Origin of the sequence: Sphingomonas sp. PP-CE-3G-477 (assembly GCF_003050745.1) — a bacterium.
Taxonomy (GTDB): Bacteria; Pseudomonadota; Alphaproteobacteria; order Sphingomonadales; family Sphingomonadaceae; genus Sphingomonas.
Genome location: NZ_QAOF01000005.1, coordinates 74,904 through 100,703, shown reverse-complemented (window position 1 = coordinate 100,703; position 25,800 = coordinate 74,904). Strand labels below are relative to the sequence as shown.

General features: G+C 65.4%; 24 protein-coding genes, 2 pseudogenes and 1 riboswitch. Of the genes and pseudogenes, 11 read left to right on the top strand and 15 right to left on the bottom strand.

What is annotated here, in order from left to right; genetic code table 11:
* Positions 1–7: 7 nt before the first annotated feature.
* Positions 8–85, bottom strand: a riboswitch (Fluoride riboswitch).
* Positions 86–246: 161 nt separating this feature from the next.
* The 3 genes and pseudogenes from C8J45_RS11725 to C8J45_RS11715 all read left to right on the top strand — a co-directional run.
* Positions 247–579: pseudogene (locus tag C8J45_RS11725) on the top strand (chloride channel protein); the annotation flags it as partial.
* Between the two features lie 104 nt (positions 580–683).
* Entirely contained in the window at positions 684–1,046 is a 363-nt protein-coding gene (locus C8J45_RS11720; RefSeq protein ID WP_082471096.1) for a DUF190 domain-containing protein, read from the top strand.
* 3 nt (positions 1,047–1,049) lie between these two features.
* Positions 1,050–1,322: a CrcB family protein gene (locus tag C8J45_RS11715; RefSeq protein ID WP_201780755.1), complete on the top strand. Its 273-nt coding sequence runs from the start codon at positions 1,050–1,052 to the stop codon at positions 1,320–1,322.
* Positions 1,323–1,447: 125 nt separating this feature from the next.
* On the opposite strand, the gene C8J45_RS19610 is transcribed toward C8J45_RS11715, so the two are convergent.
* Genes C8J45_RS19610 through C8J45_RS11700 form a run of 4 tightly spaced genes read right to left on the bottom strand, consistent with a single transcriptional unit; the run spans position 1,448 to position 4,356 of the window.
* Entirely contained in the window at positions 1,448–1,573 is a 126-nt protein-coding gene (locus C8J45_RS19610; protein ID WP_258191424.1) for a hypothetical protein, read from the bottom strand.
* A gap of 52 nt (positions 1,574–1,625) precedes the next feature.
* Positions 1,626–2,138: an MgtC/SapB family protein gene (locus C8J45_RS11710; RefSeq protein WP_107963382.1), complete on the bottom strand. Its 513-nt coding sequence runs from the start codon at positions 2,136–2,138 to the stop codon at positions 1,626–1,628.
* A complete protein-coding gene (locus C8J45_RS11705; protein WP_031440360.1) occupies positions 2,135–3,205 on the bottom strand; it encodes a sulfite oxidase in 1,071 nt (356 codons plus the stop codon). The genes C8J45_RS11710 and C8J45_RS11705 overlap by 4 nt, the downstream gene beginning before the upstream one ends.
* A 59-nt stretch (positions 3,206–3,264) precedes the next feature.
* Complete coding sequence (locus C8J45_RS11700; RefSeq protein WP_181321202.1) at positions 3,265–4,356, bottom strand: YeiH family protein; 1,092 nt, start codon at positions 4,354–4,356, stop codon at positions 3,265–3,267.
* A gap of 110 nt (positions 4,357–4,466) precedes the next feature.
* Here C8J45_RS11700 and C8J45_RS11695 point away from each other — a divergent pair.
* Positions 4,467–5,344: pseudogene (locus C8J45_RS11695) on the top strand (LysR substrate-binding domain-containing protein).
* A gap of 548 nt (positions 5,345–5,892) precedes the next feature.
* On the opposite strand, the gene C8J45_RS18910 reads toward C8J45_RS11695, so the two are convergent.
* The 8 genes from C8J45_RS18910 to C8J45_RS11660 form a co-directional block, all read right to left on the bottom strand.
* Positions 5,893–6,597, bottom strand: a complete 705-nt coding sequence (locus tag C8J45_RS18910) for an SLATT domain-containing protein (protein ID WP_146168613.1) — start codon at positions 6,595–6,597, stop codon at positions 5,893–5,895.
* Positions 6,598–6,906: 309 nt separating this feature from the next.
* Positions 6,907–8,055 carry an SAVED domain-containing protein gene (locus C8J45_RS11690; protein WP_107963381.1) on the bottom strand — a complete coding sequence of 383 codons (1,149 nt, stop codon included), beginning with the start codon at positions 8,053–8,055 and terminating at the stop codon, positions 6,907–6,909.
* A gap of 1 nt (position 8,056) precedes the next feature.
* Positions 8,057–8,551, bottom strand: a complete 495-nt coding sequence (locus tag C8J45_RS11685; protein WP_107963380.1) for a Mov34/MPN/PAD-1 family protein — start codon at positions 8,549–8,551, stop codon at positions 8,057–8,059.
* Complete coding sequence (locus tag C8J45_RS11680) at positions 8,548–10,278, bottom strand: ThiF family adenylyltransferase (protein ID WP_107963379.1); 1,731 nt, start codon at positions 10,276–10,278, stop codon at positions 8,548–8,550. The genes C8J45_RS11685 and C8J45_RS11680 overlap by 4 nt, the downstream gene beginning before the upstream one ends.
* The gene (locus C8J45_RS11675; protein ID WP_107963378.1) at positions 10,275–11,480 is read right to left on the bottom strand and encodes a nucleotidyltransferase; all 1,206 of its coding nucleotides are present in this window, start codon (positions 11,478–11,480) and stop codon (positions 10,275–10,277) included. The genes C8J45_RS11680 and C8J45_RS11675 overlap by 4 nt, the downstream gene beginning before the upstream one ends.
* Positions 11,481–11,598: 118 nt before the next feature.
* Positions 11,599–12,354: a hypothetical protein gene (locus C8J45_RS11670; protein WP_107963377.1), complete on the bottom strand. Its 756-nt coding sequence runs from the start codon at positions 12,352–12,354 to the stop codon at positions 11,599–11,601.
* Between the two features lie 215 nt (positions 12,355–12,569).
* Entirely contained in the window at positions 12,570–13,637 is a 1,068-nt protein-coding gene (locus tag C8J45_RS11665) for a glycosyltransferase (RefSeq protein WP_107963535.1), read from the bottom strand.
* Positions 13,638–13,910: 273 nt separating this feature from the next.
* Entirely contained in the window at positions 13,911–14,414 is a 504-nt protein-coding gene (locus C8J45_RS11660) for an outer membrane protein assembly factor BamE (protein WP_107963376.1), read from the bottom strand.
* 134 nt (positions 14,415–14,548) lie between these two features.
* Between C8J45_RS11660 and C8J45_RS11655 the strand changes: the two genes are divergently transcribed.
* Together C8J45_RS11655 and C8J45_RS11650 are read left to right on the top strand one after the other, a co-directional pair.
* The gene (locus C8J45_RS11655) at positions 14,549–15,055 is read left to right on the top strand and encodes a ubiquinol-cytochrome C chaperone family protein (protein WP_258191423.1); all 507 of its coding nucleotides are present in this window, start codon (positions 14,549–14,551) and stop codon (positions 15,053–15,055) included.
* A complete protein-coding gene (locus tag C8J45_RS11650; protein ID WP_107963375.1) occupies positions 15,052–15,576 on the top strand; it encodes a DUF177 domain-containing protein in 525 nt (174 codons plus the stop codon). Before C8J45_RS11655 ends, C8J45_RS11650 begins: the two co-directional genes overlap by 4 nt.
* Positions 15,577–15,836: 260 nt before the next feature.
* On the opposite strand, the gene C8J45_RS11645 is transcribed toward C8J45_RS11650, so the two are convergent.
* Complete coding sequence (locus C8J45_RS11645; protein WP_107963374.1) at positions 15,837–16,373, bottom strand: histidine phosphatase family protein; 537 nt, start codon at positions 16,371–16,373, stop codon at positions 15,837–15,839.
* An 8-nt stretch (positions 16,374–16,381) separates the two neighbouring features.
* Complete coding sequence (locus C8J45_RS11640; RefSeq protein WP_107963373.1) at positions 16,382–19,081, bottom strand: ATP-dependent DNA helicase; 2,700 nt, start codon at positions 19,079–19,081, stop codon at positions 16,382–16,384.
* A gap of 305 nt (positions 19,082–19,386) precedes the next feature.
* Between C8J45_RS11640 and C8J45_RS11635 the strand changes: the two genes are divergently transcribed.
* From C8J45_RS11635 to C8J45_RS11615, 5 genes are all read left to right on the top strand, one after another.
* Complete coding sequence (locus C8J45_RS11635) at positions 19,387–19,692, top strand: hypothetical protein (protein ID WP_056053958.1); 306 nt, start codon at positions 19,387–19,389, stop codon at positions 19,690–19,692.
* A gap of 56 nt (positions 19,693–19,748) precedes the next feature.
* A complete protein-coding gene (locus C8J45_RS11630; protein WP_107963372.1) occupies positions 19,749–21,314 on the top strand; it encodes a lysine--tRNA ligase in 1,566 nt (521 codons plus the stop codon).
* Between the two features lie 215 nt (positions 21,315–21,529).
* Entirely contained in the window at positions 21,530–22,087 is a 558-nt protein-coding gene (locus C8J45_RS11625) for a 2'-5' RNA ligase family protein (protein ID WP_107963371.1), read from the top strand.
* A 91-nt stretch (positions 22,088–22,178) separates the two neighbouring features.
* The gene (locus tag C8J45_RS11620; RefSeq protein ID WP_107963370.1) at positions 22,179–23,183 is read left to right on the top strand and encodes a histone deacetylase family protein; all 1,005 of its coding nucleotides are present in this window, start codon (positions 22,179–22,181) and stop codon (positions 23,181–23,183) included.
* Positions 23,173–24,405: an MFS transporter gene (locus C8J45_RS11615; protein WP_258191422.1), complete on the top strand. Its 1,233-nt coding sequence runs from the start codon at positions 23,173–23,175 to the stop codon at positions 24,403–24,405. The genes C8J45_RS11620 and C8J45_RS11615 overlap by 11 nt, the downstream gene beginning before the upstream one ends.
* Positions 24,406–24,550: 145 nt before the next feature.
* Here C8J45_RS11615 and C8J45_RS11610 read toward each other — a convergent pair whose 3' ends face one another.
* A complete protein-coding gene (locus tag C8J45_RS11610) occupies positions 24,551–25,792 on the bottom strand; it encodes a dipeptidase (RefSeq protein WP_107963369.1) in 1,242 nt (413 codons plus the stop codon).
* Positions 25,793–25,800 lie beyond the last annotated feature (8 nt).

Sequence of the window (25,800 nt, the reverse complement as noted above, 5' to 3'; positions counted from 1 at the left end):
CTTGCGGCGCCCGGTAGGAATCATCGGCCCTTGCGAGGGCGGTTCGGCCAACATAGCCAGGCGGAAATCCATCGCCTTCGGCCGCTATATGTCGCCGCGGTGCGGCAACGTCAATCCGATGTAGAAATGAAACTGTATGGTTGCCGGATGACAGGCCCGAAACGGCAGGATAACTGACGGACCGATACTGTTGCTCGCAGCCATCCGATTGCTGTGGCCGGCGGAGCAGGCGAAGAGCCGCCGCCCAAGGGCGGCGAGGTCACGCCGCTGTTCTTCATCGGCGCGGTGCTGGGTCATGCGCTCGCCGGCCCGATCGGTGTCCCCGTCGACCTCCTTGCCGCGCTCGGTTTCGTGGCGGTGTTCGCGGGCGCGGCCAATACGCCGCTCGCCTGCACGATCATGGGCGTCGAGCTGTTCGGCGCCGAGACCGCAGTGCCGGTCGCGGTCGCCTGTTTCGTCGCTTACGCCTGCTCCGGGCATAACGGCATCTACCTGTCGCAACGGGTGGCGGTGCCGAAGCGGGCGGGCAGCACCCTGCCGCCGGACCTGACGCTGCGCGATGCGCGCGCGCTCCGTCCCGTGTCCGACCTTTCAGACCTGTTCGCTCCTTACCTCACGGAAGGCTTATCCATGTCCGACGCCCACCACGTGTCGCAGACCGAGATCGGCTGGTCCGCATCTACATGAAGCTAGCCGATAAGGCGGTAAAGCCGGGCACGCGCTCACGCTGGGCTGCCAAGCCGCTCGACCGAACGCTCGTCGCGCAGGCCAAGGCGGACGGAATCATGAACGCTGTCGCCCACTATACCCACTACGGCTACAGCAACCACGGCCCGGTGCATGAGAACGGCGCCGAGATCGCCGATCCACACCTCACCATGTGTGTCGAACTGATCGGCCAGCGCGAGCAGCTCGAAGGCTTCTGCCGGGCGCATGGCGACCTGCTTGCGAACAAGGTCATCGTCTACAAGCACCTGGAGCATTGGACGGTCAGCCCGGCGGGCTTGCGCCAGGAAGATGCGGATACGGCCGAGCTGGTTGGCTGAGGCATGGGGCCATACCTGATTGTGTTCGCCGGGGCTGGTTCCGACGGCATGCTGCGGTATGGGCTGAACGGCCTCAGCCTGCGCCTGTTCGGCCCCGACCTGTCGATCGGAACGCCCATCATCAACGTGCTCGGCTCATTCCTTATGAGTCTGCTGGGGGGCTGGTTCTTGTTGCGAAGCGGATCGAGCCCGGGATGGCGATTGTTCCTCACCACCGGCGGGCTGGACGGCGTCACGACCTTCTCGACCTTCTCGCTGGAAGCGGCCTTGCATTAGGAGAGAGCCGAAGTCGGGCAAGCTGCCCTTTATGTTGTCGGATCGGTTGGGCTGGGCGTGCTCGCGCTGTTCGGCGGCCTCGCTCTCGTTCGCTCCTTCAGCCCGGCTTAGCGGCGCCAACCGGCTCAGAAGCGATCATCTTCCTTGACGTTGTCAACCTTCGCCTTGTGTTTGGCGCGGACCGACTCCTCCAGCTCCAGAATCTCGGCCGATTCTTGCGTGGTGGGCTTCTTCTTGTCGATATCGCTCATGAAGTCCTCCGTCTGCAAAACTACTGGTACACCGTTTCGCGCCAAGGATTATTCAGGGTTTCTGCTCGGCGTCCCGCCGGTCCGCTTCGGCCGGGGTCTGCCGGGCGCGTTCGCGGATACGGCGTTCGAGCGGTGCGCCGACGAACAGCACGAGCATCGCCAGCAGCAGACCGCCCACAAGCAGTGGCCACACCGCCAATCCCGCTGCCGCTCCGAGCGTCGCTGACACCCAGATGCACGCCGCCGTTGCCAGCCCATGCACCTCCTGCCCGCTGCCGACGCGCAGGACCGCGCCCGCGCCGATGAAGCCGACGCCGGATAGGATGCCCTGCATCACCCGACCTGCTGCATCGGCGTTCACGTTCGGCAAGCCGCTGTGGACGATCGCCTGGACGGCGATGCAACTCGCGAGCCCGACCAGCCCTAGCGTCCGCAGACCCATGATCTGTCGGTTCTCGCGTGACCGTTCCCAGCCGAGCGTCATGCCGGCCGCCGTCGCCACGATCATCCTGCCGATCGCGTCGACCCAGAAGGCGAGATCGACCGACAAAGGCGGCGGATTCACTCGACCAGCACGTGGACGTGGTGCCAGGCCGTGCAGAGGTATCCGGCGAAGTTCCACATCGTATCGGGTAGTTCGGGCTGACCCTGGCCCGCATCGTCGAACGCGCGCACCACAAGGTGCTGGCGCCCCTTGGGCAGTTCCGCATCTAGCGACCAGCGCTGCCAGCTCCACTGCCCGTCCGGATCGTCGGAGAAATCGACCTGCCGCCAGTCTCGACCGCCGTTCAGCGACACCTCTACCCGCGACACGCCGCGCTCATAGGCGACGGCATAGCCCTCGATCCGGACCTTGCCCGCGGGCAGGCTCTCGCCCGAACCAGGCGAGCAGATCGCGGCGTTGAGCGGCATGGCGTTGATCGTCAGCCCTTGCGTCCAGTCCGCCGTCTCGCTGGTCACGTCGGCCGGAAAAAGCTTGTAATCGTGCGCCTGGATCGGCGCCTCGGAGGGCGTGTCCTTGACCTCGATCCGGGTCAGCCACTTGGCGCTACGCACGCCAGCATAGCCTGGCACGACCAGACGCAACGGCGCACCGTGCTCGGGTGCCAGCGGTTCGCCGTTCATCGCCCAGGCGAGCAGCACGTCGGGCGCCCGCGCCTTGGTCATAGCGATCGAGACGCCGAACGGTGCCACCTCGCCTTCCACATCCACCTCGTCAGCGCCGGTGAAGCAGACGAACAGGTTGGACGCGTCCGATGCTCCAACTGCATCCAACAGGTCTGCGAGCCGCACGCCCGTCCACTCGGCATTGCCGATCGCGCCTATGTCCCATGGATCGCCTGAAGTCTTGCCCACCTGTTGGAGATCGGTCCGGCGGTTGCCGGCGCATTGAAGCACAGCCGTGACAGTCCGGACCGGAAAGCGCGCCTTCAACTCCGCAATCGAGATGGAGCACTCGCCCACACTGATCCCGCCCACCTCAATCCGGTGATCGGCCGGCAGGTCCGGCACGGGCCCATGGCTGCGCACATAGAACAGGTTCTGTGGCGTCAAAAACCGCTCGATCAAGGCGCCGGGCACCGGCTCGGCGTTGTAGGGCTCGGGGTTCCGCTCTATCATCAGCTCGCTCATGCTATTGTAACGCCTGACAATCGGTTTGGCCTCGGCCTCATCCTCACTATCTTGCCCGATCATGCGATGTGCAGCGCGGCCAGCAGCGTCAGGCTGATCGCGGCCAAGCCGAGCAACGACAACACGACGGCCATGGTCACGCGGCCCCCGGCCTTGGCGACGGTGCGGACGTCCACGCCGAGCCCGAGCGCCGCCATGGAAACGACGGTCAGCAGCGTGGCGCTCCGGCCGATCGGCGCGATGGCGACGGTCGGCACCAGACCTAGCGAGCGGCAGGCGACCAGTGCGAGGAAGCCGATGATGAACCAGGGCACGAGGTGGGCGAGGTCCATCCGCTTGGCCGTAGGCGCACCGGCGACGAACTCGCCTTCGGGAACCGACTGCGGCGCGAGACGAGGCGCCACCAGCGACAGAACAAGGCACACCGGCCCGAGCATCAGCACGCGCACCAGCTTGACGAGCGTACCCATCTGCACGGCGGTGGCGCCCAACGGCGAGGCGGCTGCGATCACCTGCGGCACGGCATAGACAGTGAGCCCGGCGAGCGCCCCGAAGGCGAGCCCGCCCATGCCGAGCGCAATCGCGAGCAGTGGCAGGCCAAGCACTACCACCACACCCAGTACCGCCGTGAACGCGATCGAGGCAGCTACGTCGTCGCTGTCGGCGCCGATTACCGGTGCCACGGCCGCGATGGCGGAGTTGCCGCAGATTGAATTGCCGCAAGCCACCAGCAGCGCCATCCGCGTTGGCAAGCCGAGCAATCGGCCGATCCCAAAGCTGAGCAGGATTGCGCTCACGACCACGCCGGCGATACCGGCGAGGAGCGGCAGCCCGGCCGCCAAGATGGTCGCGGCACTGACCGAAGCACCGAGCAGGACGACCGCCACCTCCAGTAAGTATTTGGCGCTGAATGCGATGCCTTCGTGCCACCTTTCATCCGGGGTCCACAGGCTGCGCACGGCGGTGCCGATCAGGATGGCGAGCACCAGCGCCTCCAGCCACGCCTTGCCGGCCAGTGCGCGCTCGCCCACCTCCAGCGCGTAGGCCGAGCCGGTGACGGCGAGGCAGAGGCCGACGCCGGGCAGCAGCGCGGGCAATCTGCTAGTCTGGACGGTCGGGAATATACGATCGGGATAGGCAAAACTGGCCACGGCGGTGTTCCTTCCGTCGCACGATCTAAACCCTGCCTACCGATCGCTCCAACTTAGCCTTGTTGTCATTCCGATCGTCAATCGTGATCGGTTTCTATATCAGGTGCGGTGTGACACTGGAGCAACTGCGCATCTTCGTCGGCGTGGCCGAGCGCAAGCATATGACCGTCGCGGCGCGGCCTTAAACGTCACGCAGTCAGAGGCTTCCGCAGCCATCGCCTCGCTTGAGGAGCGACACGCAACCAAGCTCTTCCACCGCGTCGGGCGCGGCATCGCTCTGACAGAGGCCGGACGGCTGTTCCTGACCGAGGCTCGCGGAGTTCTTGCGCGGGCCGACGCGGCCGAGACGGTGCTGGAGGAGCTTGGCGGACTGAAGCGGGGCACGCTGCGCCTCGTCGCCAGCCAGACCATCGCCGTCTGCTGGTTGCCGCCCATCCTTTCAACTTTCCATGAGCGCTATCCGGCGATCAGTATCGAACTGTCGATCGGCAACACCGGGCAGGCCGCGGTACACGTCAATGACGGCAAGGCCGATCTGGGTATTGTCGAGGGCGAGATCGAAGATCCAGCGTTGGCGCATTGGCCGATCGGCGAAGACCAGCTGTTGCTCGTCGGAGCACAACCTTTCGCCGACATCGACATCGACGCGACATGGCTGCGACGAGCGCGCTGGGTGCAACGGGAGCCTGGATCAGGCACGCGATCGACGTTGAATAGCGAGTTGCGCGGCTTGGGGGTCGATCCGGCTGCCCTCGACGTGGCGCTGACGATGCCGTCTAATGAAAGCGTCCGAACGGCCGTGGAGGCTGGGGTGGACGTTGCTGTCCTGTCGGCGCTGGTGGTCGACCCGGCCATCAAGGCAGGTCTGTTGCACGTCGCACCGATCACATTCGCTCCTCGCCCCTTCTTCGGGCTGCGGCATAAGGAACGCTATCGCACGAAAGCCGCGGATGCGCTGTTGGACGTGATCGGGTTGCAGCGGCGGTAGGTACGCATCGGCATTCTCAAAACGCCATCCTTTGTGGGACCGCCCGCGATCGCCATCTCCTTGCTGAAACCTGTCTGACCGCACTCCACCAGATTTGCGCCATAGTAGGACGGGACATCGCCCACGAGCGGCCGGATCTGGCAGTAGCTGTTGTTCAGCAGACCGTGCCGGGACGACGCCTTTGTCCCTGAAGGCATCGATTACGGCGGAAAACCCTGTCGCCATCCTGGATGCACGACAAACGGGTGTTTTCCGACATGGCAGGTCAATCGCCTCTCACTCAACAGGGGGATGGCTTGGAGGGGTCGCGAAGCCGAACATCGTGTTCGCGTAGGGTGAGTGGCAGGTTTTGAGAGAAGCCGCCATTTACCCCTTTGCTGAGGAACGGCGTGAGTTGGTCGCCAGCTGCCGCGCCTCCGTGACCCAGTACCGGACGTTCACCGCGGCTTGAACGCTACCCAACTTCGGTCGCCCGTTCATCTCCGTGCCATAGCCAACATTCTGCACCTGGTTCCGCGCCTACAAAAATCTCATCTAGCCTACCAAGTTTAGCTGGGTTTAATTACACAGTTGTTGCAGAGTACGGCCGACCCGGCGGCGGTACTCTTGGCGCTTTGTGTCAACCCATAGAAACCAAGTGCAAGACACAGCGCAGTCACAGCGAGTAACGCAGTGGCTGGTCGACTATTTGCAATTTTTAGCTGCAACCAACCGATCCGGGCTTTCCAATCGTCTACCCCAAAATCCTTCGCGTTCTCCAGCTGGTAACGCAGGTAGTCGATATCATCATGATTCACCGCGTATTTTTCAAGAATTCTGCTATACTTAGCAGAGTCAGTGAGGAACTCATTAGCGCTCATTGTACTGCGGCGAGCTTTTATTTCTCGTCGAAGCTCTTTAAGCTCAAGGGCTGACCTGTGAAATTGCTCTGCCCGTAATACGTCTCCACTGGAGTATTGCAGCAAGGATGACACAAGAATCACGACAGCGATAGCAATCGTCGCTAGATTAATTTTATCTGTCAGATCGGTTTCGGTCTTCAGAATGTACGGAAGAACAGTCAGGATGATTATATATCCTGATGCAAATGCCGTGAGCCGAGTGAGCGATCGATCCCGGTGTTCCAGCCGCTTTGCCGCCGCGAATCGCGATCCTGCCGTACTACGCATGTTGCTCATCAGGTCGTCAATTTGCTCGGGAGCAAATCCTAGCGCATCGTTGCTGCCGTCTGTCGAGTTCCGCGCGTCGGTCACTGTTGCCCCTTACCTTACCGTCGTCGTTCCCGAACGTCGCCTTGTTTGAGCCCGAGGGCAATAGCTAGGAACCGTACAGCACCTCACGTGAAGCTAAACGCTCCGACAGACCCAAAGCGCTCGCTCACGGATTGCTATTGTGATCCGGAACCGGACGTTCCTTCAGATCGCGACACCCTGCGGTCGTTCTGTCGATATAGGCGCCCGACCCTTGCGGGAGAACCGGCTGCTGAACTAGCAGACCCGCTCAGCGCGCCGCGGGGCAGCAGCTGAAACGGAGGTCGCGAACCAAGCGGAGCAGCCACAGCTTCAGTCGTCGGTCCTTTTCGGCGCGCCGATCGTAAAAGTGGGGACGAACCCGACATTCCGAACGTGGTCGTAGATCTTCATCGCCAGGTTCACCTTCGGCATCCAGACCCGCCCCGTCTCGACCGCCAACGAAGCGGGCATGGCAGGAAAGAGATGGAGGAGCGTGCTCTCGCCGTAGCGGGCTTGCAGTTCGCCATACACCGCCCGCAGCGTGCGCCGAAAGGCCGACAGGTCCTCAGGTCGGCGAACCACGTCGTTGCCGGGATCCGCGATCGTGATGGACCAGATTGCGGCGTCCTCGCCGAGGATGGCGACGATCCGATCGTCGTTCACGACGCCGCTGACCGCGATCTTAAGAGCAATTGGTCCGCTTGCGTTCTCAGGAGGACGAGACACTACAAAATCGAGTGGCGGGCGATCACGCTGCCAGTTCCAGGTCTCCGGCTCGCGGTGACGCTGGTGGACCGTGGTCGGCACAATGTCGTAGATGAGGCGACCGAGCTCGATCAGCAGTGGCTGAGGTGCCAGCGCAAAGACGCTGAGGTGCTTGATCTCCTGCCGCTCGATCCGGCCCTGGACCTTCTCGCGGAAGAGCTGGTCGAGGTTACGCTTCTGGATCGCCCAATATTCGGCCTCGTCATCCCGGAAGACCTGGTTCAGCAGCTCCAGGTCGATCGTCTGCCGCGTCGCCGGATGACGCTGCGGCGGCATCGCGGCGAAGATGGCCTGGGTCGACAGCAGCGCCTCGTTGGGGCCGATCGTAGCGCCGAAGCGAAGCACGTGTGAGGCATACTCCGCGCTGATGCCGGTGTTCGTGGCGATCCGGGTCTCATGCTCCTCCTTCATCGCGAGCAGCACTTCCTCAGGATGGCTCGCGACCTCGTCGACGTCCACCAGCTTGTGGTGGCGATGGCATAGGAGCATCAAGTTGCCGAGGTCCGCGGCCAGCTCCGGCGACCGCCGCTCGTCCCCCCTCGGGCCCTTGACGCTGTCGGCTACGATGTGGGCGATGAAGCCGAAGAGGCCGCCGTCCTTGCCGGCGATCAGGTCGCCGACGAGATCGACGTTGCAGCCGCGGTATTCGCAGCGTCCTCCCGCCCGAGCCCAGACGGCAGACTGGATCCTCTGCGGTATGCTCGACTTGGACATTCTAGCTCCTCCCGAGGCGCGCGGTCTCTTGTTCTTCGCGGCTGTCCATCTCGACCACGACGGGTGCCGGCGCCGCCCCCTGCTGGAACAAGGTGGCGCTTAGCAGAAGCCGTCGCCAGCTTGCCCGAACGATGAGAAGCAGCGCGAATGGTATGTCCCGTTCGCCGCCGACCAGCCCCTGCATGGATCGCAAGTCCTCCGTGCTCGGCACCGGCGGGTGGTTGGGATGGGAGTGCCACTCCCCGAGATAGTTGAAGCGCGCGAAATCCGACCCGGTCCGATCGAAGAACGCGGCCAAGGCTTCCCGATGATGATCCACGGACCGCACGAAATGCGCAGCGCCGCCCTTCTCGGCATCGACCGTGAAGTCGACGAGCGAAAATCGGCCGGGCGCAAGCTGTTCCGCCATGAGCACCCCGCCGATCTCCAGCCGTCCCGCGGCCCTCACGGTGTTGTTTAGACGGACGCGCACGTCCCTGGGCACCAGCAGGTTCACTCGGCAGGCCCTTCCGGGGATGCGGGGAAGAACTCGGCCGTGAACGCCCGCAGCTCGTCCTCCAGACCCTCGTCCTGCTGCGGCCCCCACGCCTCCTCGAGCGATAGCGAGATCGGCCAGGTGTCGAAAGGTGCTTCGAAAATCCACCCCTTGCGGAAGCCGATCGCGTAGGCGGGGTGCGGGAAGATGGTCTCGCTTCTGGAGAGCGTATCAAGGACGAACCTCGACATGTGGTCGGCGAGAAGGGACACCTCGGCATCGTCGGCGATCAGCGGCGGGAGGTCCTCTCCGAGATCCAGTCCATACTGGTTTGCCCGCCCCTGCGGCACCTCGACCCCGCATGACGCGCACCAGTCCAGAATCTGCCGGCGGGCCTGGTGCGGGACCGGCTCCACGTCGGGCCGCAGCCGCCCGACGAGCGCACCGATCCCTCCTGCGAAGACCTCGCCCCATACGATGGGCCTGCGCTCGTCGCGTGCGATCGCGGCGCACAGGTTGTAGACCTGCGGATCGGCAGTCGCGTCGACGATGATGTCGCACCCGCCGATCTCCTCGAGAGCCGACTCCGTCGACGCCGAACTCTCCTGGCCGCCGAGCAGCAGCCGACGCCTGCTCACCATGGCCGATGGCAGGATGCTTTTAATGCGTTGGGAGACCGCATCGGGCTTGTTCAGGCCGACCGCGCGCCAGTCGAGATCATTGCGCACGACGTTGCCAGGGAAGACGAGATCGCCGTCCACGAGAACGAAGCGGCCGACCCCGGCCCTCGCAAGCGAGGCCCCCACCTTCGAGCCGACCGACCCGCAACCGACGATCGCGACCGACGCCCTTGCGAGCCGACCGTATTCGGCGGGCAACCTCGGCGCGTCCTCGGGCAAGGCAACGCTGGCATAGTCGAACACGTAACGTTTGCCGGTGCCGGGCGCGAGCGACATCATGAATATCGCTCCGTCACACTCAACCAGCATGGTGAACTCCTCAGTCGCCGAGTCGAGCCTGGCGATGAGATCCTCGCGCTCCGTGCTACGGACAACCGCATCGAAGAACTCGAACGTGGGAAGGACCCTGCCGCCGAGAGCGGCGACTAGCCTTACGGCGAAGCCCTTCCTCTTGGTGAGGTCGGGAAAGATCTCAGCCCCGGTCCAGATCGGCAATTCGGCAGATCCAAGCCGCCGCGGGAAGGCGAGCCAGTGACCGGTCGCCAGGTGTTCGGCTGCCTCGAACTCGACCGGCTGATGAAGGGCCAGCTGCGCGATCATCGCGGCAAGATCCGCCGGGACCAGAAGCCTGTTCGACGAGCCGCGCGTGTTCTGGCCGACAGTCATGCGGTGAGCGCTCGCGACGCTGGCGTATTCGCCTGGCGCTGGCCGCTCGCCGGTCAAAAGCCGGTAAGCGCTCTCCATCATCATGGCCCCGGTGACCGAGGGATCCCAGTTGTCGGGTCTGTACTCCAGGCAGAGCTCGCCTCCCGCGCCCCACTGGTGGCCGGTCAGTCTCGCTCCGTCGCGCGGCGTTATCTGGGGCGGCATATCGGGAAAAAAGCCGGGATAGGTCAGGGTCAGTGGAACGGCCTCACCGAGCCGAACCAGGTCGAAGTCGGCGCAAAGGCGCGCCTGGGGCGTCAGCCGCCAGGTGACGTCGCGGAGCCAGTCCGACCGCTCCTGGAGATCCGCTATTGCACGACGTTCGCTTCGGGCACGGCTGGGTTGGGACGCCCACCAGATCATGCAAAGCCTTGAGGTTTGCTGGGAACGCGGGGCGTGGAGCCGAACGATGGCGACGACGTGGCCGCGACGAAGCCTGTTGCACTGCGCAGCATGGACCTCGAGCCGCCGGATCGGCTTTCGGCACGCTTCGCGAGCTCGGCACCGACATGGGGAGAGAGTACCTCGGCGATGCCCGCTTGCGTGTTGAGCTGCGCGATGCGCGAGAAGTCGGACTGAGCCTGCCTCAGCCAACGGAAGAAAGCCGACTCGCGCTCCGGGCGTTCCGCCCACTTGTCGGCGAAGTTCTCCATGGGATCGCTCGGGTTCGGGATGAACGCGGCGCCCCTTCCGTCACGCAGGATGTGCCGTTCCATTCCCGACAGGATTGAAAACAGCGCGTCGGCCACGTCCTCCTCGCCGCTGTAGGCGTGAGCCGCCAGCGTCGTGATGATGATCGAGATCGGGGCAGAGTTGCTCCGGTCGTCCTGAAACATGATGTCGCGGTGACGCTTCAGGATCATGATCGACGCCTGCAAGGGCGTCCGCACCTTGTAGTCGGGGATTTTCTCGACGCTTGCGTTCATGGACTTCGCGAGCGCACGCTTGCGCTCGTTCAGCGCCACGATCATGCGGGACCGGAACCACTCCAGATAGCCCTTGGGGTTTGATCGAGGCCAGTCGTCGGTCTTGATCGCATAGTCCCAGCGCTCCTTGTCGGTGATGGCGATCGCAGTTGACGCCCATCGCGTATCGAGCGAGCGGGCCTCCAGCAGCTTGCGGACCGAACCTCCGTTCGGAAGCGCCGGCACGACGTCCATGTGGAACTGGGCGCCATCGGCATAGTCGAGCGCCCAGCAGCGACGACATTCGCGCAGCGGCTTCGACATCGACTTTGAGCGGCGGTATCCCTCGATTTCCGCACCGACCATGGTCTTGAGCGCGAATTGGGTGACTTGGGACTTCCCAAGGTCCTTCAGCTCGCAGACCGCGTCGACGTCGTATTCCTCCGTAAGATTGATTGGCTTGATCACCGTCCCGAGGCCGAAGGAGCCCTGCACGTAGACAGCGGGTGCATACGCTGCGATCGAAGATGCCGGCCTGTTAAGCCAGCGCCCAAGCGACATATAGCTCTCATTGGCCTGTTCGTATCTGCTATCGCTGATGTCGAGCTCGTCGACGAGGGCCTCGATGTAGCGGCGAGACGTGCTGGTTACGGTGGCCATCGCGAACTACCCCTTTAGGATGCATCTATTCCCTATATGTTCTTGGTAGCCGGCAGCCGGATTTTCAAGTCATCGAAGAGCCATTCCGGATCGAATAGCTGTCCACGAGCGCGTCTCATCAGTCCTGCTTCTCGGCGTCGGGCGTCTCCATCTCCATGATTCGCGCGAACTCGAGCTGAAGCGCGCGGAGAGGCTCGACCACCGTAGGCGTCATGCCCGGAAGGCAGTGGATGAGCACCAGCGCGATGCCGCGACCATATTCCGCCGCCGATGTCAGGGCGCGGAACACTTGGAAGGAGTCACCAGGGTAGATGCTGCCCTGATCGAACCTCTTCTGCTCGGTCGTTTTCGGCCCGATCTGAACATGGTTGCGGATCGCAAGAGTGTTGGGATGCGCGCCGTAATCGATGCTCGTCTCGTAGAGCGAGCTGATGAAGTCGCCCAAACCCGACTGCTCGGCTTCAAGATGCTTCACTACATCCGCGACCGCCCCGCCGAACGCCTTCCTCGACGCCTTGCGCTCCACATCTCCCTTGTCGCGGTCCGACCAGATGGACTCAAGCGCGGGATCGAGCGAGATGAGCAGCGCGTAGCAGGCGGATTCGAGAGCGGTTCGAAAAAGCGGGTAGATGGCCGTCTCGTGACCACTCAGCGCCATGCGCACGCCGCTCGTCCATATCATGAACGCGTTGGTCGAGAGGAACATCGGCACCTCCCGTATCGGCTGTCCGTCGCTCCACAGCTTCGTCGCGAAGAAGTCGTAGTAGTCATTGACGAGCGGCATCAGTGCGTGATGACCGGCCAGCAGCCCTTCAGTGTTCGCGTTTCCGATGCGGACATAATCCGCAAGGCTGAGATTGATCCTTACCTTCATTCGTCCCCCCGACGCTGCGTCCAATTGGCCGCTTTCCAACTTCGACGCTCGAGATGTCGGCTATGGGGCGGGCCACGGCTCGATCAACCCCGTTTCGCGGAAGACCTGAACTGAGGCGTATTCCCGAGCGCCCGACAAGCCGAGTCCCGACGCGAGAGCGGCGGGGTTGGTGGCAGGCCGAAGCCGTTCGATAAGGTCCATACGCAAGCCAGCGCCTATTGTGGACACCGATCGATGAGCACGCCGTTCCGCCACTCCGCCACTCCGCCGCATTCGGGATACGGGAGTTCGGTATCCTTTGGCGTGCTTCCTGAACGAGCGACAGCTTTTCGGGGCCGACCGTTCGAAAGCGGCCAGTCCGCAATCCACCAATTTTGGCGGCGCCGAACCGCATTAGCGGCAATTATTATATGGAACGGCTGCAGCCCGCATCGGGCTGTTGGCCTCAAGACGAGCTGCCAAGTCGGTATAAATATCTTGCCGACATAATACGTCTTATCTTGGACTCCATATAGTTCATAATCCTCGGTCAGGCTGGAGGCATCGAACGGGTCTCCGCCGCGCGCCTGGGCGATCATCGCCAGCACGTCGGGCGCGATCACGCATCCGGTACCGGCGAGCGGCATTCCCGCGCCTAGCGCGGTCCGGACGATGATCTGTTTTGCATGCGACTCGGCGAACTCGTCGGCATAATGACCCGACACGAGCCGTGCGCCGCGATTGACCAGCGGCAGCACCGGCAGCTGCACCACCTCGTATCGGTCGATCAGGCTGTCGAAGACACGCAACTCCTGCGCATGCACAACGTCCTCGGCATCGTGCAGCACGATTGCCTTTGTCTGCAGCGTCTCCCGCGCGTCGTCACGGCGCAGAGCCCGCCACAAGGTGTTGAGACAATCGGCCTTGGTCGTCGGTCCGTCACGCGGGCCGATCACCATTCGGACACGCGCATCCCGTTGCGCAACCTCCGCGACGGCATCGATCGTGCCGCGATCGTTGGGATAGACGCCGACATAAATCCGGTAGTCGTCGTGATCGTAGCGTGCCAGCGCGGTCGCCAGCATTCCGCCGATGACCGCGACCTCGTCCCAGGCGGCGACGAACACGGCTATCCGACCCGGTCGAGAGGGAGGTGGCAATGTCGCGAGCGTCAGGCGTGGGCGGCGTCCGTACCGAACCCGCAGCACGATGAAGATCACGTCGATGAGCAGATCGTCGAGCCCGCCCAACAACAGCCCGACGCCCGCGAACAACATGGTTTCGCGCGCGAAAACGTCGATCATCCACAACGACTCGATCACGTGCACCCCCGCTGCATGGAGGTACGCCACGTTATGTCCGTTTCGGATTCATTCGGGTCGGAATCGGATGTTTAGGAAATATCTCTCGCGTCTTGCTGCACGGGCTGAACCTTCCTGCCCGGCGAACATTACGTCCTTGATCCCTTTCCCCCCTTTCGGGATCGGTGCCGACCAATGCCCGGCCCGGCCGCACCGCGGTGTAGCGCGGTGCGGCCTAACCCTCGCAGGTCAGGCTGCAGACGTCATACCCGTAGCTTAAGGCCGATCGCGACCGCCGCCGCCGGTGTTGCTGCCACCGCCGCTGCCGCCGGCCCCCGCCGCGCCGACCGTGCCGATGTTGCCGAACAGATCCTGGAAGAACCCGCGCTGGCGGCCGAGCGTCGGCGTCTTCTTGCCATATGGGCTGATCGAGGCGACCTGCTCCAGACCGCCGCGACGGATCGCGGTGACGGTGCCCTTCGCGTCGAAGCTGATCTGCAGCGTGATCTGCGCGTTCGGGCGCGGATTGCGGAAGGCGAGGTTGCGGCTGTCGCGCGCGAGGTAATACCAGTCGCCCTGATCGAACTGGCCCGCGAGCGTCGGCTTGCCAAGCGTCGCGAGCACAGACTGGCGGTTGTCGACGCCCGGCTGGACCGAGTTCACGAGGTCGGTATCGACGACATAGCCCTGGTGCGAGCGCAGCTGGGTGCAGCCACCACTGGCCAATGCGGCGACCGCAAGTGCTGCGGCGAGACCCGTACGGGCGGAAAACACGCTCATATAAACTCCCAACCGGGGCACGCGAAAACACGTGACGGGTCCCACGCGATTGCATCGGCCGCCGATCGCCTCGATATGCGAGGATGCGCGGGCAAACAAGCCGAAGCGCGGCTTCGTGTTGAGGACGATAGATTTTGAGCTGGTTGGGAAGACTGCTCGGCGAGAAGCCCGACGAGGCGCTGCCGCTGTACAACGCCGTCGTCGGCCGAGCGCGTGCGGAGCATTGGTACCGGGCGGGCGCGGTGCCGGATACGGTCGACGGCCGCTTCGACATGATCGCTACCTTGCTCGCGATCGTCATGCTGCGGCTCGAGACGGAGCCCGCTGGCGGCGAACCCGCGGCGCGTCTGGCCGAACGCTTCGTCGACGACATGGACGGGCAGCTGCGCGAGATCGGGATCGGCGACATCATCGTCGGCAAGCATATCGGCAAGATGATGAGCATGCTCGGCGGGCGCCTCGGTGCCTACCGCGACGGGCTGGCGGCGGGCGATATCGCCCCGGCCTTGGTACGGAACCTGTACCGCGGCGTGACGCCCGATGACGCCGCATTGGCGCATGTCCGCGACTCGGTGATCGCTTTTCATGCTGGGCTGGCTGCGACGTCACTACCGAATCTGTTATCTGGAGAATTGCCGTGAAGCCCGAGTTCAGCCGCCCCGAACGCCTCGACACGATCGGCGAGCGCGAGCGGATCGTCGAGATCGCCGCGACCGAGGACGAGCGCGCGGCGCTGGCGAAGCGGTTCGCGCTGCTGTCGATCACGCGACTCGACGCCCGACTCGGGATCAAGCGCACTGACAGCGGCATCGTCGTGAAGGGCCGCGTGACCGGGGCGGCGGTGCAGGCGTGCTCGGTGACCGACGAACCGCTCGACACGAAGATCGATGAGGCGGTCGCACTGTTGTTCGTCGCGCAGTTAGTGTCCGAGGGCGACGAGGTCGAACTGTCCGACGACGCGCTCGACATGGTCGCGATCGAGGGTGGCACGATCGACCTGGGCGAAGCCGCGGCGGACACGCTGGCGCTGGCGATCGACCCGTTTCCGCGCGGGCCTAATGCGGCGGCGGCGCTGGCAGCGGCGGGGGTGATCAGCGAGGACGAGTTCCGTCCGGCGAATGCGTTCTCGGATTTGAAGGCGAGGATGGCGGGGAAGAGCTGAGTATCTTCCGGGTCTTAGTCTTGTTGAGGTGAGCTTACCCCAACCACCTTAACACCCCGGCGAAGGCCGGGGCCCAGTTGGAAAGGTGGGAATAACGAAGCGATGCCCTTCGTTAGCGACGTCCCCCAACTGGGCCCCGGCCTCCGCCGGGGTGGGACCGGTCGCACGGTGCGATGCGCTTGGCGGAAAACCTCCACCCCTTGTTCTCCCGCGAAGGCGGGAGCCCAGTCTGGGTCCCCGCCTTTGCGGGGAAACATGGTTTAGTCCGCGTCGGGGCCTAAAGTCGGGTCAAGATCACGGGGACGGATGAAACGAGTAAGCCGAACCGTACCGGCCGCAACATCCCCCCATTCCCCCTCGAACTGAAGCTCGGCAATACTGGCCGTCGGATACTTATCCTCGACCGCATCGCGCAACGGATCGGCCCCGTCCGCGACCAGCATCAGCACCAGATCCTCCAACCCGGGATTGTGCCCGACCAGCAACGCGCTCTCAGCCTCGGCCGGAAACCCGTGCACCACGTCAAGCAACGTCGCCGCAGACGCCAGATACACCCGCCGGTCTAGGTCCGGCGCGATCGTCCGGCCATAGCCCGATTTGATCTGCGCCAAAGTCTCCGAAACCCGCACCGCCGGCGACGCGATCGCATGGTCGAATGCCAATCCCAGCGACCGCATATGCCGCCCCACCATCACCGCCGCGCGCTTGCCCTTGGCGTTGAGTGGGCGGTCGAAATCGCGCGCGACCGGGTCGTCCCAGCCGGACTTGGCGTGGCGCAACAGCGTCAACGTCTTCATGGCAATCCTCAAGCCGGTTCGCGGCTTTCATGCCCTACCGGCGCTCGCGAGGAAAGCCGGCTTGCGACTCGGGCCACCGCTTCTTCGAGCGTTACGCGGGCGATCGGCACGCCCGGCGGGAACGCGCTGAGCAGTCGCGAGGGCATCGCCGCGGACAGCATCACGAACACGCCGGAGTCGTCCGCGCGGCGGATTAATCGTCCGAACGCCTGCGCAAGACGTGCCCGAACGAGCCGGTCGTCATATGCCGAACCACCGCCCGCGAGCCTGCGCGCGGCGTGCAGTACGGACGGTTTCGCCCAAGGCACGCCCTCCATCACCACCAGCCGCAGCGATTCGCCGGGAACGTCGACGCCGTCTCGGAGCGCATCTGTACCAAGCAGTGACGCCCCCGGATCGTCGCGGAAAATGTCGACCAAGGTACCGGTGTCGATCGGATCGACGTGCTGTGCATGGAGCGGCAGGCCTTCGCGCGCGAGTCGATCGGCGATGCGGCCATGCACGCCGCGCAGCCGCCGGATCGCGGTGAACAGCCCGAGCGTGCCGCCGCGGCTGGCGACGATCAGCTGCGCATAGGCGTTGGCCAGCGCGCCGATGTCGCCGCGCTTCACGTCGGTGACGATCAGCACTTCGGCTTGGCGGGTATAGTCGAACGGGCTCTTCGCCTCGAACCGCGCGGCCGGGCGCAGCAGATGCGGCGCGCCGGTGCGGGCTTCGGCGACTTCCCAGTCTCCGCCGCCGGTGAGTGTCGCGGAGGTGACGAGCGCGCCGTGGGCGGGTTTGAGGACAATCTCGGCGAAGGGTCGGGTCGGGTCGAGCCAGTGACGGTGGAGGCCGATATCGAACTCGCGCCCCTCGATACGGTCGACCGCGAGCCAGTCGACGAAATCGCCATCGACCGGTCCGCCGACGCGCGCGAGCAATGACAGCCACGACGCCACCGTCTCCGCGCGCCAGCCAATCGAGGCGATCGCGCCTTCGACTCGTGCGCGGGCGGGCGCGTCCATCCAGTCGGGCGCTTCGGCGAGCACGGCTTCAAGCCGGCGGCCGAGCGTTACGAGTGGGCGGACCAGTGCGTCGAGCGCGGCGGCTGCGGGCGCGGCTGCCTCGATCAGCGTGGCGTCGGGTTCGGCGAGTTCGGTCTCCAGGCCATAGCCCGCGTCGCCCGGCTGCTCGGCCCGCGCGTAAGTGAGCCCGCGGACGGCGGCGAGCAGCGTTTCGATCGGCCCGAACGGCGCGCCTTCGCCGAGGCGTTGCAGCCAGCCGTCGGAGGCCAAAGCTCCCGCTGCGGTCACCGCGTCGCTGATCGCCCGCGCGCCCTGTTCGTCATAACTGGCGAGATCGGACAGGCGTGCGGCGAGTCCTCGCCTGCGTCCGCGGCCGCTCGATTCGGGGCCGAGAATCCACCGGCGCAGTTCGATCGTCTCCGCACCGGTCAGCGCCGTCGCGAACATCGAATCGGCGGCGTCGAAGATGTGATGGCCCTCGTCGAACACGTACCGCGTCGGTCGGGTCGCGAGTTCGCGCCCTCTCGCGGCATTGACCATCACCAGTGCGTGGTTGGCGATGACGATGTCGGCGTCGGACGAGGCGCGGGCGGCGCGCTCGATGAAGCATTTCCGGTAGTGCGGGCAGCCGGCATACACGCATTCGCCGCGCCGGTCGGTCAGCGCGGTCGAGCCATTGCGGCGGAACAGCGTCGGCAGCCAGCCGGGCAGATCGCCGCCGACCATGTCGCCGTCGGCGCTATACGCAGCCCAGCGCGCGACGAGGTGTGCGAGGATCGCTGCACGCCCCGCGAACCCGCCTTGCAGCGCGTCCTCCAGGTTGAGCAGGCAGAGGTAATTCTCGCGACCTTTGCGCGTGACGACCTTGGCTTTCCGGATCGCGGCGTCGGGATAAAGCCGTGCGGTTTCCTGGCCGAGCTGGCGTTGCAGCGTCTTGGTATAGGTGGAGATCCATACCGCGCCGCCGGCCTTCTCCGCCCAGAGCGACGCGGGAGCGAGATAGCCGAGCGTCTTGCCGATCCCGGTCCCCGCCTCGGCGAGGACTAGGTTGGGCGTATCGCGCATCGCCCGCGGCGCGAAGGCGGCGGTGGCCGCGCCGGCATAGGCGCGCTGGCCGGGGCGTTCCTCGGCGCCGTGGCCGGTGAGATCGACGAGCCGCGCCTCGGCATCGCCGGGCTCGATCGTCACGGTGCGCGGGGCGGGTCGCGGCGCGTGCTCCTCCCATTCGGGGAGCGACGAGAACAGCCAGCGTTCGTTGACCGCGGGCTTCTTCAGCCGCTCGGCAACGACGGGTGCCCAGGGCCAGCGCAGGCGGAACAGTGATTGCGCCGCCGTCCACGCGCCCTCACGCTCGGGCCAGTCGCCATCGGTAAGCGCCAGCATTGCCTCGGCCGCGCGCAGCAGGAACGGCGCAACCTCCGCGTCCTCGGTCGGCACGTCGAGCCCGGTAACCCGCGCGATCCCCTTCGGCGTCGGCACCGCGAACTGCGCCGGGCGCAGGAACGCGTAGAGTTCGAGCAAGTCGAGCCCCGACAGATCGGGATACCCGAGTCGCTGCCCGACCAGCGGCGCGTTGAGCATGATGACCGGCGTATCCGCCGCGATCCGGATCGCCTCGCCTCGCCCTATAGGCCGCGCGCCCTCGGCGTTCGCGATCCAGATGCCGGCGTGGCTGGCGTGGAGGGCGGGATAGCGAAGCACCGCGCAACCTTGCGGGACGGGGAACGAAAGGGCAACCTTTTGTGCAGCCCAGGGTGCTTAGATATGAATGTCAGCCCAATCCTCCCCCGCTAGGGGGAGGTGGCAGGCGTAGCCTGACGGAGGGGGCGGCAGGCGGTGACCCACGTTCCGTGTCCTCCCCCTCCGACGCCTACGGCGCCACCTCCCCCTTGCGGGGGAGGATCATAGATTGGCCCCCATATCGGCCGTTACGCAACTGGCACGGTTCACGTGCGTTCCGCCCTTATCGATACCGAACATTACCTACATCAACAGGGACGATCATCATGCGGAAGTTTCTCATGGCGCTGAGCGCGCTCTCGCTCGCAATTCCGGCGGCTGCCGTGATCCCCACGGGCAAGGCCGAAGCCCGCTCGAAGCGCGAATATCGCGGGCATGACCGTCGTTACCGCGCCAAGCGTTGCCGTCATTCGAGCGGCACGACCGGCCTCGTCGCAGGCGGCGTCGGCGGCGCGGTGCTCGGCAATGCGGTCGGTGGCGGCCTGCTCGGCACGCTCGCCGGCGGTGCAGCGGGTGCGCTCGGTGGCCGTGCGGTCGACCGGACGATCACCGCGAAGGATCGTTGCCGCTGATCGGGATGCGGCGGTGGGGTGACGGACACGGGCGCAGGCGCTAATCGCCCAACGCTATGACCGATGACATCCGCACCGCCGCCCTCGAGTCCAAAGCCTGGCCGTACGAGGAGGCGCGCAAACTCCTCAAGCGCTATCCGAACGGCAAGTCGGGCGATCCGGTGCTGTTCGAGACGGGCTACGGACCGTCGGGCCTGCCGCATATCGGCACGTTCAACGAAGTCCTCCGCACGACGATGGTGCGCAACGCCTTCCACGCGCTGAGCGACACGCCGACGCGGCTGATCGCGTTCTCGGACGATATGGACGGTCTCCGGAAAGTCCCGGACAACGTCCCCAACGGCGACATGCTGCGCGAACACCTCGGCAAGCCGTTGACGCAGATCCCCGATCCGTTCGGCACGCATTCGAGCTTCGCCGCGCATAACAATGCGATCTTGCGCGAATTTCTCGACCGTTACGGCTTCGACTACGAGTTCGCCTCGTCCACCGAATATTACACCTCCGGTCGCTTTGACGAGGCGCTGAAAGGCGTACTACGCCACTTCCAGGGCATCCAGGACGTGATGCTCCCGACGCTGCGCGCAGAACGTCGCGCGACCTATTCGCCCGTCCTGCCGATCTCGCCGACCAGCGGCATCGTGCTGCAGGTCCCGATCGAAGTTATCGACGCCGAAGCCGGGCTGATCGCGTTCGAAGACGAAGGCCAGCGGATCGAGCAGTCGGTACTCGGCGGCAAGGCGAAGCTCCAGTGGAAGGTCGACTGGGCGATGCGCTGGGTCGCGCTCGGCGTCGATTACGAGATGGCGGGCAAGGACCTCATCGATTCGGTCACCCAGTCGTCGAAGATCGCACGCGTGCTTGGCGGCCGTCCGCCCGAGGGCTTCAACTACGAGATGTTCCTCGACGAGAATGGCGAGAAGATTTCGAAGTCGAAGGGCAACGGGCTGAGCCTCGAGCAGTGGCTGACCTACGGTCCCGAGGAATCGCTGGCATTCTACGCGTATCGCGAGCCGAAGAAGGCGAAGTCGTTGCACATGGGCGTGATCCCGCGCGCGGTGGACGAGTATTGGCAGTTCCGCGGCAATTATGCCGGCCAGGACCTGAAGCAGCAGCTCGGCAATCCGGTCCATCACATCCACGACGGCAAGCTGCCGACCGGCGAACTGCCGGTGACGTTCGGGCTGCTCCTCAACCTCGTCGGCGTGATGGGCGATGCGAGCAAGGAGCAGGTCTGGGGGTATCTGGCCAATTATGTGCCCGATGCGTCGGCGGCCAAATACCCCGAGCTCGACCGGCTGATCGGCTATGCGCTGGCCTATAGCCGCGATTTCGTCGCGCCGACGCTGAAGCGCCGCGCGCCCGAGGGTGTCGAAGTCGCGGCGCTGGAGCGGCTGGAGGCGGAACTCGCCGCGCTGCCCGCGGAGGCGAGCGCGGAGGATATCCAGAACATCGTCTACGAGATCGGCAAGACCGGCGGGTTCGACAATTTGCGCGACTGGTTCAAGGCGCTGTACGAGACGCTGCTGGGGTCGGAGCAGGGCCCGCGGATGGGCAGTTTCATCGCGCTGTACGGCGTCGCGAACTCGCGGAAACTGATAGGGGAAGCGTTGGCGCGGTAAGGCCACGCTTTCGACGAAGTACCACCCCGGCAGAGGCCGGGGCCCAATTGGGAGACGCTGCTAACTAACCGCGACGCTTCGTTATTATGACCTTTCCAATTGGGCCCCGGCCTTCGCCGGGGTGGTGAATGGGGCCCTCGATTTCGTGAGTTACCTAGACGAGTCCAGTAGAACATATTAGCAACAAATCCGCCTTCTTCGATTCGGAAACCGGCATGTTTCATCGACCGCTCGCCCGTCATCGCCTGTTCTTCGCGATCCGTCCGCCACTCCCGCTCGCGCGTCAGATCACCGCCGCAGCGTCGTGGTTCGAGGCCGACGGGGACAAGCTGCGCCCCGAGCATCTCCACGTCACAATCGACATCCTCGATGACCAAGACCGCGTATCGACCGCGCTGGAGCGGGACCTGAAGGCGATCGGTGATGCGGTCGAGGCCGCGCCGTTCGCGATCGAGTTCGATACCGTGATCGGCAGCGATCGATCCATTGCGATGCGTCCCCGCCGGCAGAACGCATCCTTCGCCGCCTTGTACCAGCGGATCGCCGTAGCGCGCGAGGCGGCAGGGCTACGCGCCCGCGCCGGCTTTCGCTCGAGTGCTCACATGACGCTCGGCTACCGCGACGGCGGGCCGTTCACGCAAGACATCGCGCCGATCGGCTGGACGGCGGATGCGTCCGTACTGGTCCACAGCCATGTAGGGCGAACGCGACACGACGTACTCGGCCGCTGGCTGCTGAGCGGCGACGACGATCGGCAACTGGCGCTGTTCTGAGCCTTCGAATTTGCCGGGCGCGCGCGATCCCGTAGGACCCCGGACGCGATCGGTTGGTTCTTCCCTCGTGACCGCGCACCAAGGAGCGAACATGCGGCTGTTCTTCGACGATGCTCAGCGAGCCCACGCGCCGGCGCGCGAACTCCATAACGGCGCGTTCACCGCCTATGCCGAGACGCCCGCGCGGATCGACGCGATCCTCCGCGCGTTGGGGCCGGTCGAAACGCCGCAGGATCGTGGCGAGGCGCCGATCCTGGCCGTGCACTCGCCCGCCTATGTCACGTTCCTGAAAGACGCCGCGCGACTGTGGCGCGAGGCGGGGCGGGAAGGCGATGCGACCCCCTATACCTTCCCGATCCGCGGCCGCCGTCCGCTCGACCTCACCCGGATCGACGCACTGATCGGCGCACACAGCTTCGACGCGACCACGCCGATCACGCCCGAGACTTGGGCCGCCTCCTATGGCAGCGCGCAGTCCGCGCTCGCCGCGACTCACGCCGTACTCGGCGGAGACCGTGCCGCCTTCGCGCTGTGTCGCCCACCCGGCCATCACGCCGGTGCGGACTATTGCGGCGGCTATTGCCACCTCAACACCGCCGCGATCGCCGCGCAGGCCGTCCGCGACGCCGGCATCGAACGCGTCGCGATCCTCGATATCGACTATCACCACGGCAACGGTACGCAGGACATCTTCTATGCCCGACGGGACGTGTTCTACGCCTCGGTGCACGCTGATCCCAAATCCGACTACCCGTTCTACTGGGGCCATGCCGATGAGATTGGCGAAGGTGAAGGGCTCGGCACTACGCTGAACCTCCCGCTTCCCCACGGCACGCGAATCGACGCTTTCCGCACTGCTCAAGCCACAGCGCTGGACGCGATCGCCGCGTTCGATCCCGGCCTGCTCGTCGTCAGCTTCGGCGCGGATACGTGGGAGGGCGATCCGATCTCGTACTTCAAGCTGACCACGCCCGACTATGCGGTCCTCGCGCGCGACATCGCCGCACGCTGCTGGCCGACCGTCATCGTGATGGAAGGGGGATACGCGGTCGACGCGCTCGGCCACAACGTCGCGAGTTTCCTCGGTGGGTTCTGAAGCAGCTATCGCGATCGGCACGCCCGCCTATCGTCGGCTGACGCTGGCGATGCTGTTCGCGGGGTTCTCGACCTTCTCGCTGCTGTATTCGGTGCAGCCGTTGCTGCCGTTGTTCGCCGCGCAATACCAGTTGACCGCGGAGGCTGCGTCGCTGGCGGTGTCGCTCGCGACCGGGCCGCTCGCGATCGGCATATTGTTCGCCGGGTTCGTCTCGGACCGCGTCGGCCGGCGGCCGCTGATGATCGCGGCGATGTTCGTGGCGGGCGCGCTGACCTTGGCGGAAGCGGTGGTGCCGGGGTGGAGCGGGTTACTCGTGCTGCGCTTCCTCACCGGCATCGCGCTCGCAGGCGTGCCGGCGGTGGCGATGGCCTATGTTGCGGAAGAGGTCGATTCGGGTGCGGTCGGCGCGGCGATGGGGCTGTATATCGCGGGCAGCGCGCTCGGCGGCATGGCCGGGCGACTGGTCGTCAGCGTCGTCGCCGATCTCGAAGGCTGGCGCTGGGCGCTCGCCGCGGTCGGCGTCGCAGGCCTCGCGATGGCGGAGGCGTTCCGCCGGCTCGCGCCGCTCTCGCGCAATTTCACGCCGAGCGTGGGACGACCGGGCGCACTGCTGCGGAGTGCCGGGTCGCTGTTCACCGATCGCGCGATGCCGTTGCTGTATCTTGAGGCGTTCCTGCTGATGGGCGTGTTCGTCACGATCTATAATTACGCAGGCTTTCGGCTGATGAGCCCGCCCTACGGCCTCAGCCAGGCGGCGGTCGGCGGGGTGTTCCTACTCTACGTGCTGGGGTCGGTCAGTTCGGCGAAGTTCGGGACGCTGGCCGGCCGACTAGGGCGGCGGAAGGTGTTCTGGATCCCGGTCGTGCTGTTGATCGCCGGCGTCGCACTGACTGCGATGACGCCGCTGGTGCTGGTGATCGCCGGGATTGCGGTCGTGACGATCGGCTTCTTTGGCGCGCATTCGATCGCGAGCGCCTGGGTCGGCCGCCGGGCGCAAGGCTCACGCGGGCAGGCGGCGGCGTTCTACCTGTTCTTCTATTACATGGGGTCGAGCGTGCTGGGATCGGCCGGCGGGTTCGCCTGGACGCACGCCGGGTGGCCCGGGGTGACCGCGTTCTGCCTGCTGCTCGGCGTGACGGCGCTGGTGATCGGGCTGGTGCTGCGCACGGTGCCACCGCTGGTGGTGGAGCCGCCGGTACCGCAGCGGATGCCGGATCCGTGACGCACCTCCCACCGTCATCCCAGCGAAAGCTGGGATATCGTCGTTTGGCACGCGTCATCTGATACGGAGGAATACCCCAGCTTTCGCGGGGGCGACGGGATTTGGCGGGGTGGTTCGAAACTCGGGCAACGAGGACTCGTCCCTTCTACCGCGACGCCACATCGGTAGCGTCGACCGGCGGCATCCCCGCCATCGCTTGTGCGACCGCTTCGACCCGCTCCATGGCGCGGAGGACATTGCCGCCGGACAGCTTCGCCATATCGCCATCGCTCCACCCGCGCCGCGCCAGTTCGGCGAACAGTAGCGGATAACCGTCGACGCCCTTTAGACCGATCGGCCCGGTTCCCTGGATACCGTCGAAGTCGCCGCCGATCCCGACATGATCGTGACCGGCGATCTTCGCGATATGCTCGACATGATCCGCGACCGTCGCGGCGGTGACCTGTGGCTCGGGGTGCGCGGCGTCCCATGCCACCAGCGGCGCAGGCGATTTGGCGCCGTACACCCCCGCCGACACGCCGACGCTCTTCGCATAGGCTGAGCGCGCAACGTCCCAGGCGCGCCACTCCCCCGACAAGAACGACGGGTAGAAGTTCACCATCACCACGCCGCCGTTCGCGCCGATCGCGCGAAGCAGGTCGTCGGAGATATTCCGCGGAGCGTCCGTGATCGCTCGCGCGCTGGAGTGCGAGGCGATCACCGGCGCCTTGGTCGCCGCCAGCGCCGCGGCCATCGTCGCGTCGGACACATGCGACACGTCGACGATCATCCCGATCCGGTTCATCTCGGCGACCACCTGCCGCCCGAAATCGCTCAGCCCGTTGGCACGTGGTGCGTCGGTCGAGCTGTCCGCCCAGTTCAGGCTCTTGCCGTGCGTCAGCGTCATGTACGCCGCACCGAGCGCGCGATACTGGCGCAGCACCGACAGCCGCCCGTCGATCTGGTGCCCGCCCTCGACACCGATCAGCGAGGCGATCCGCCCGGCCTTCTCGATCCGTCGGATATCCGCGGCAGTGGTGGCGAGTTCGAACGTTGCCGGGTTGGCGGCAACGAAACGGCGAACGATATCGATCTCCTCCAGCGTCATCTCGACCGCGCGCGGCGCATCGGCGGGAATGTAGACCGACCAGAACTGCCCGCCGACATGGCCCTTTCGCAGGCGGGGAATATCGGTCTGAAGCGGGTTCGGGAGGTGCGCGGTGTCGACCGAGAGATCGACCGCCTCGACCTTCGCGTTGTGCAGCTCGCGAATCTCCCAGGCGAGATCGTTATGCCCGTCGATCACCGGGCTACGCTCCAGCACGCGCGCGACGCGCCGCGCGATCTGCGGGTCCGGCACCGCGGCGGGGCTCGACTGCGCGGCGATGAGCAGGAAGGCGGCGATCATCTCTTGGT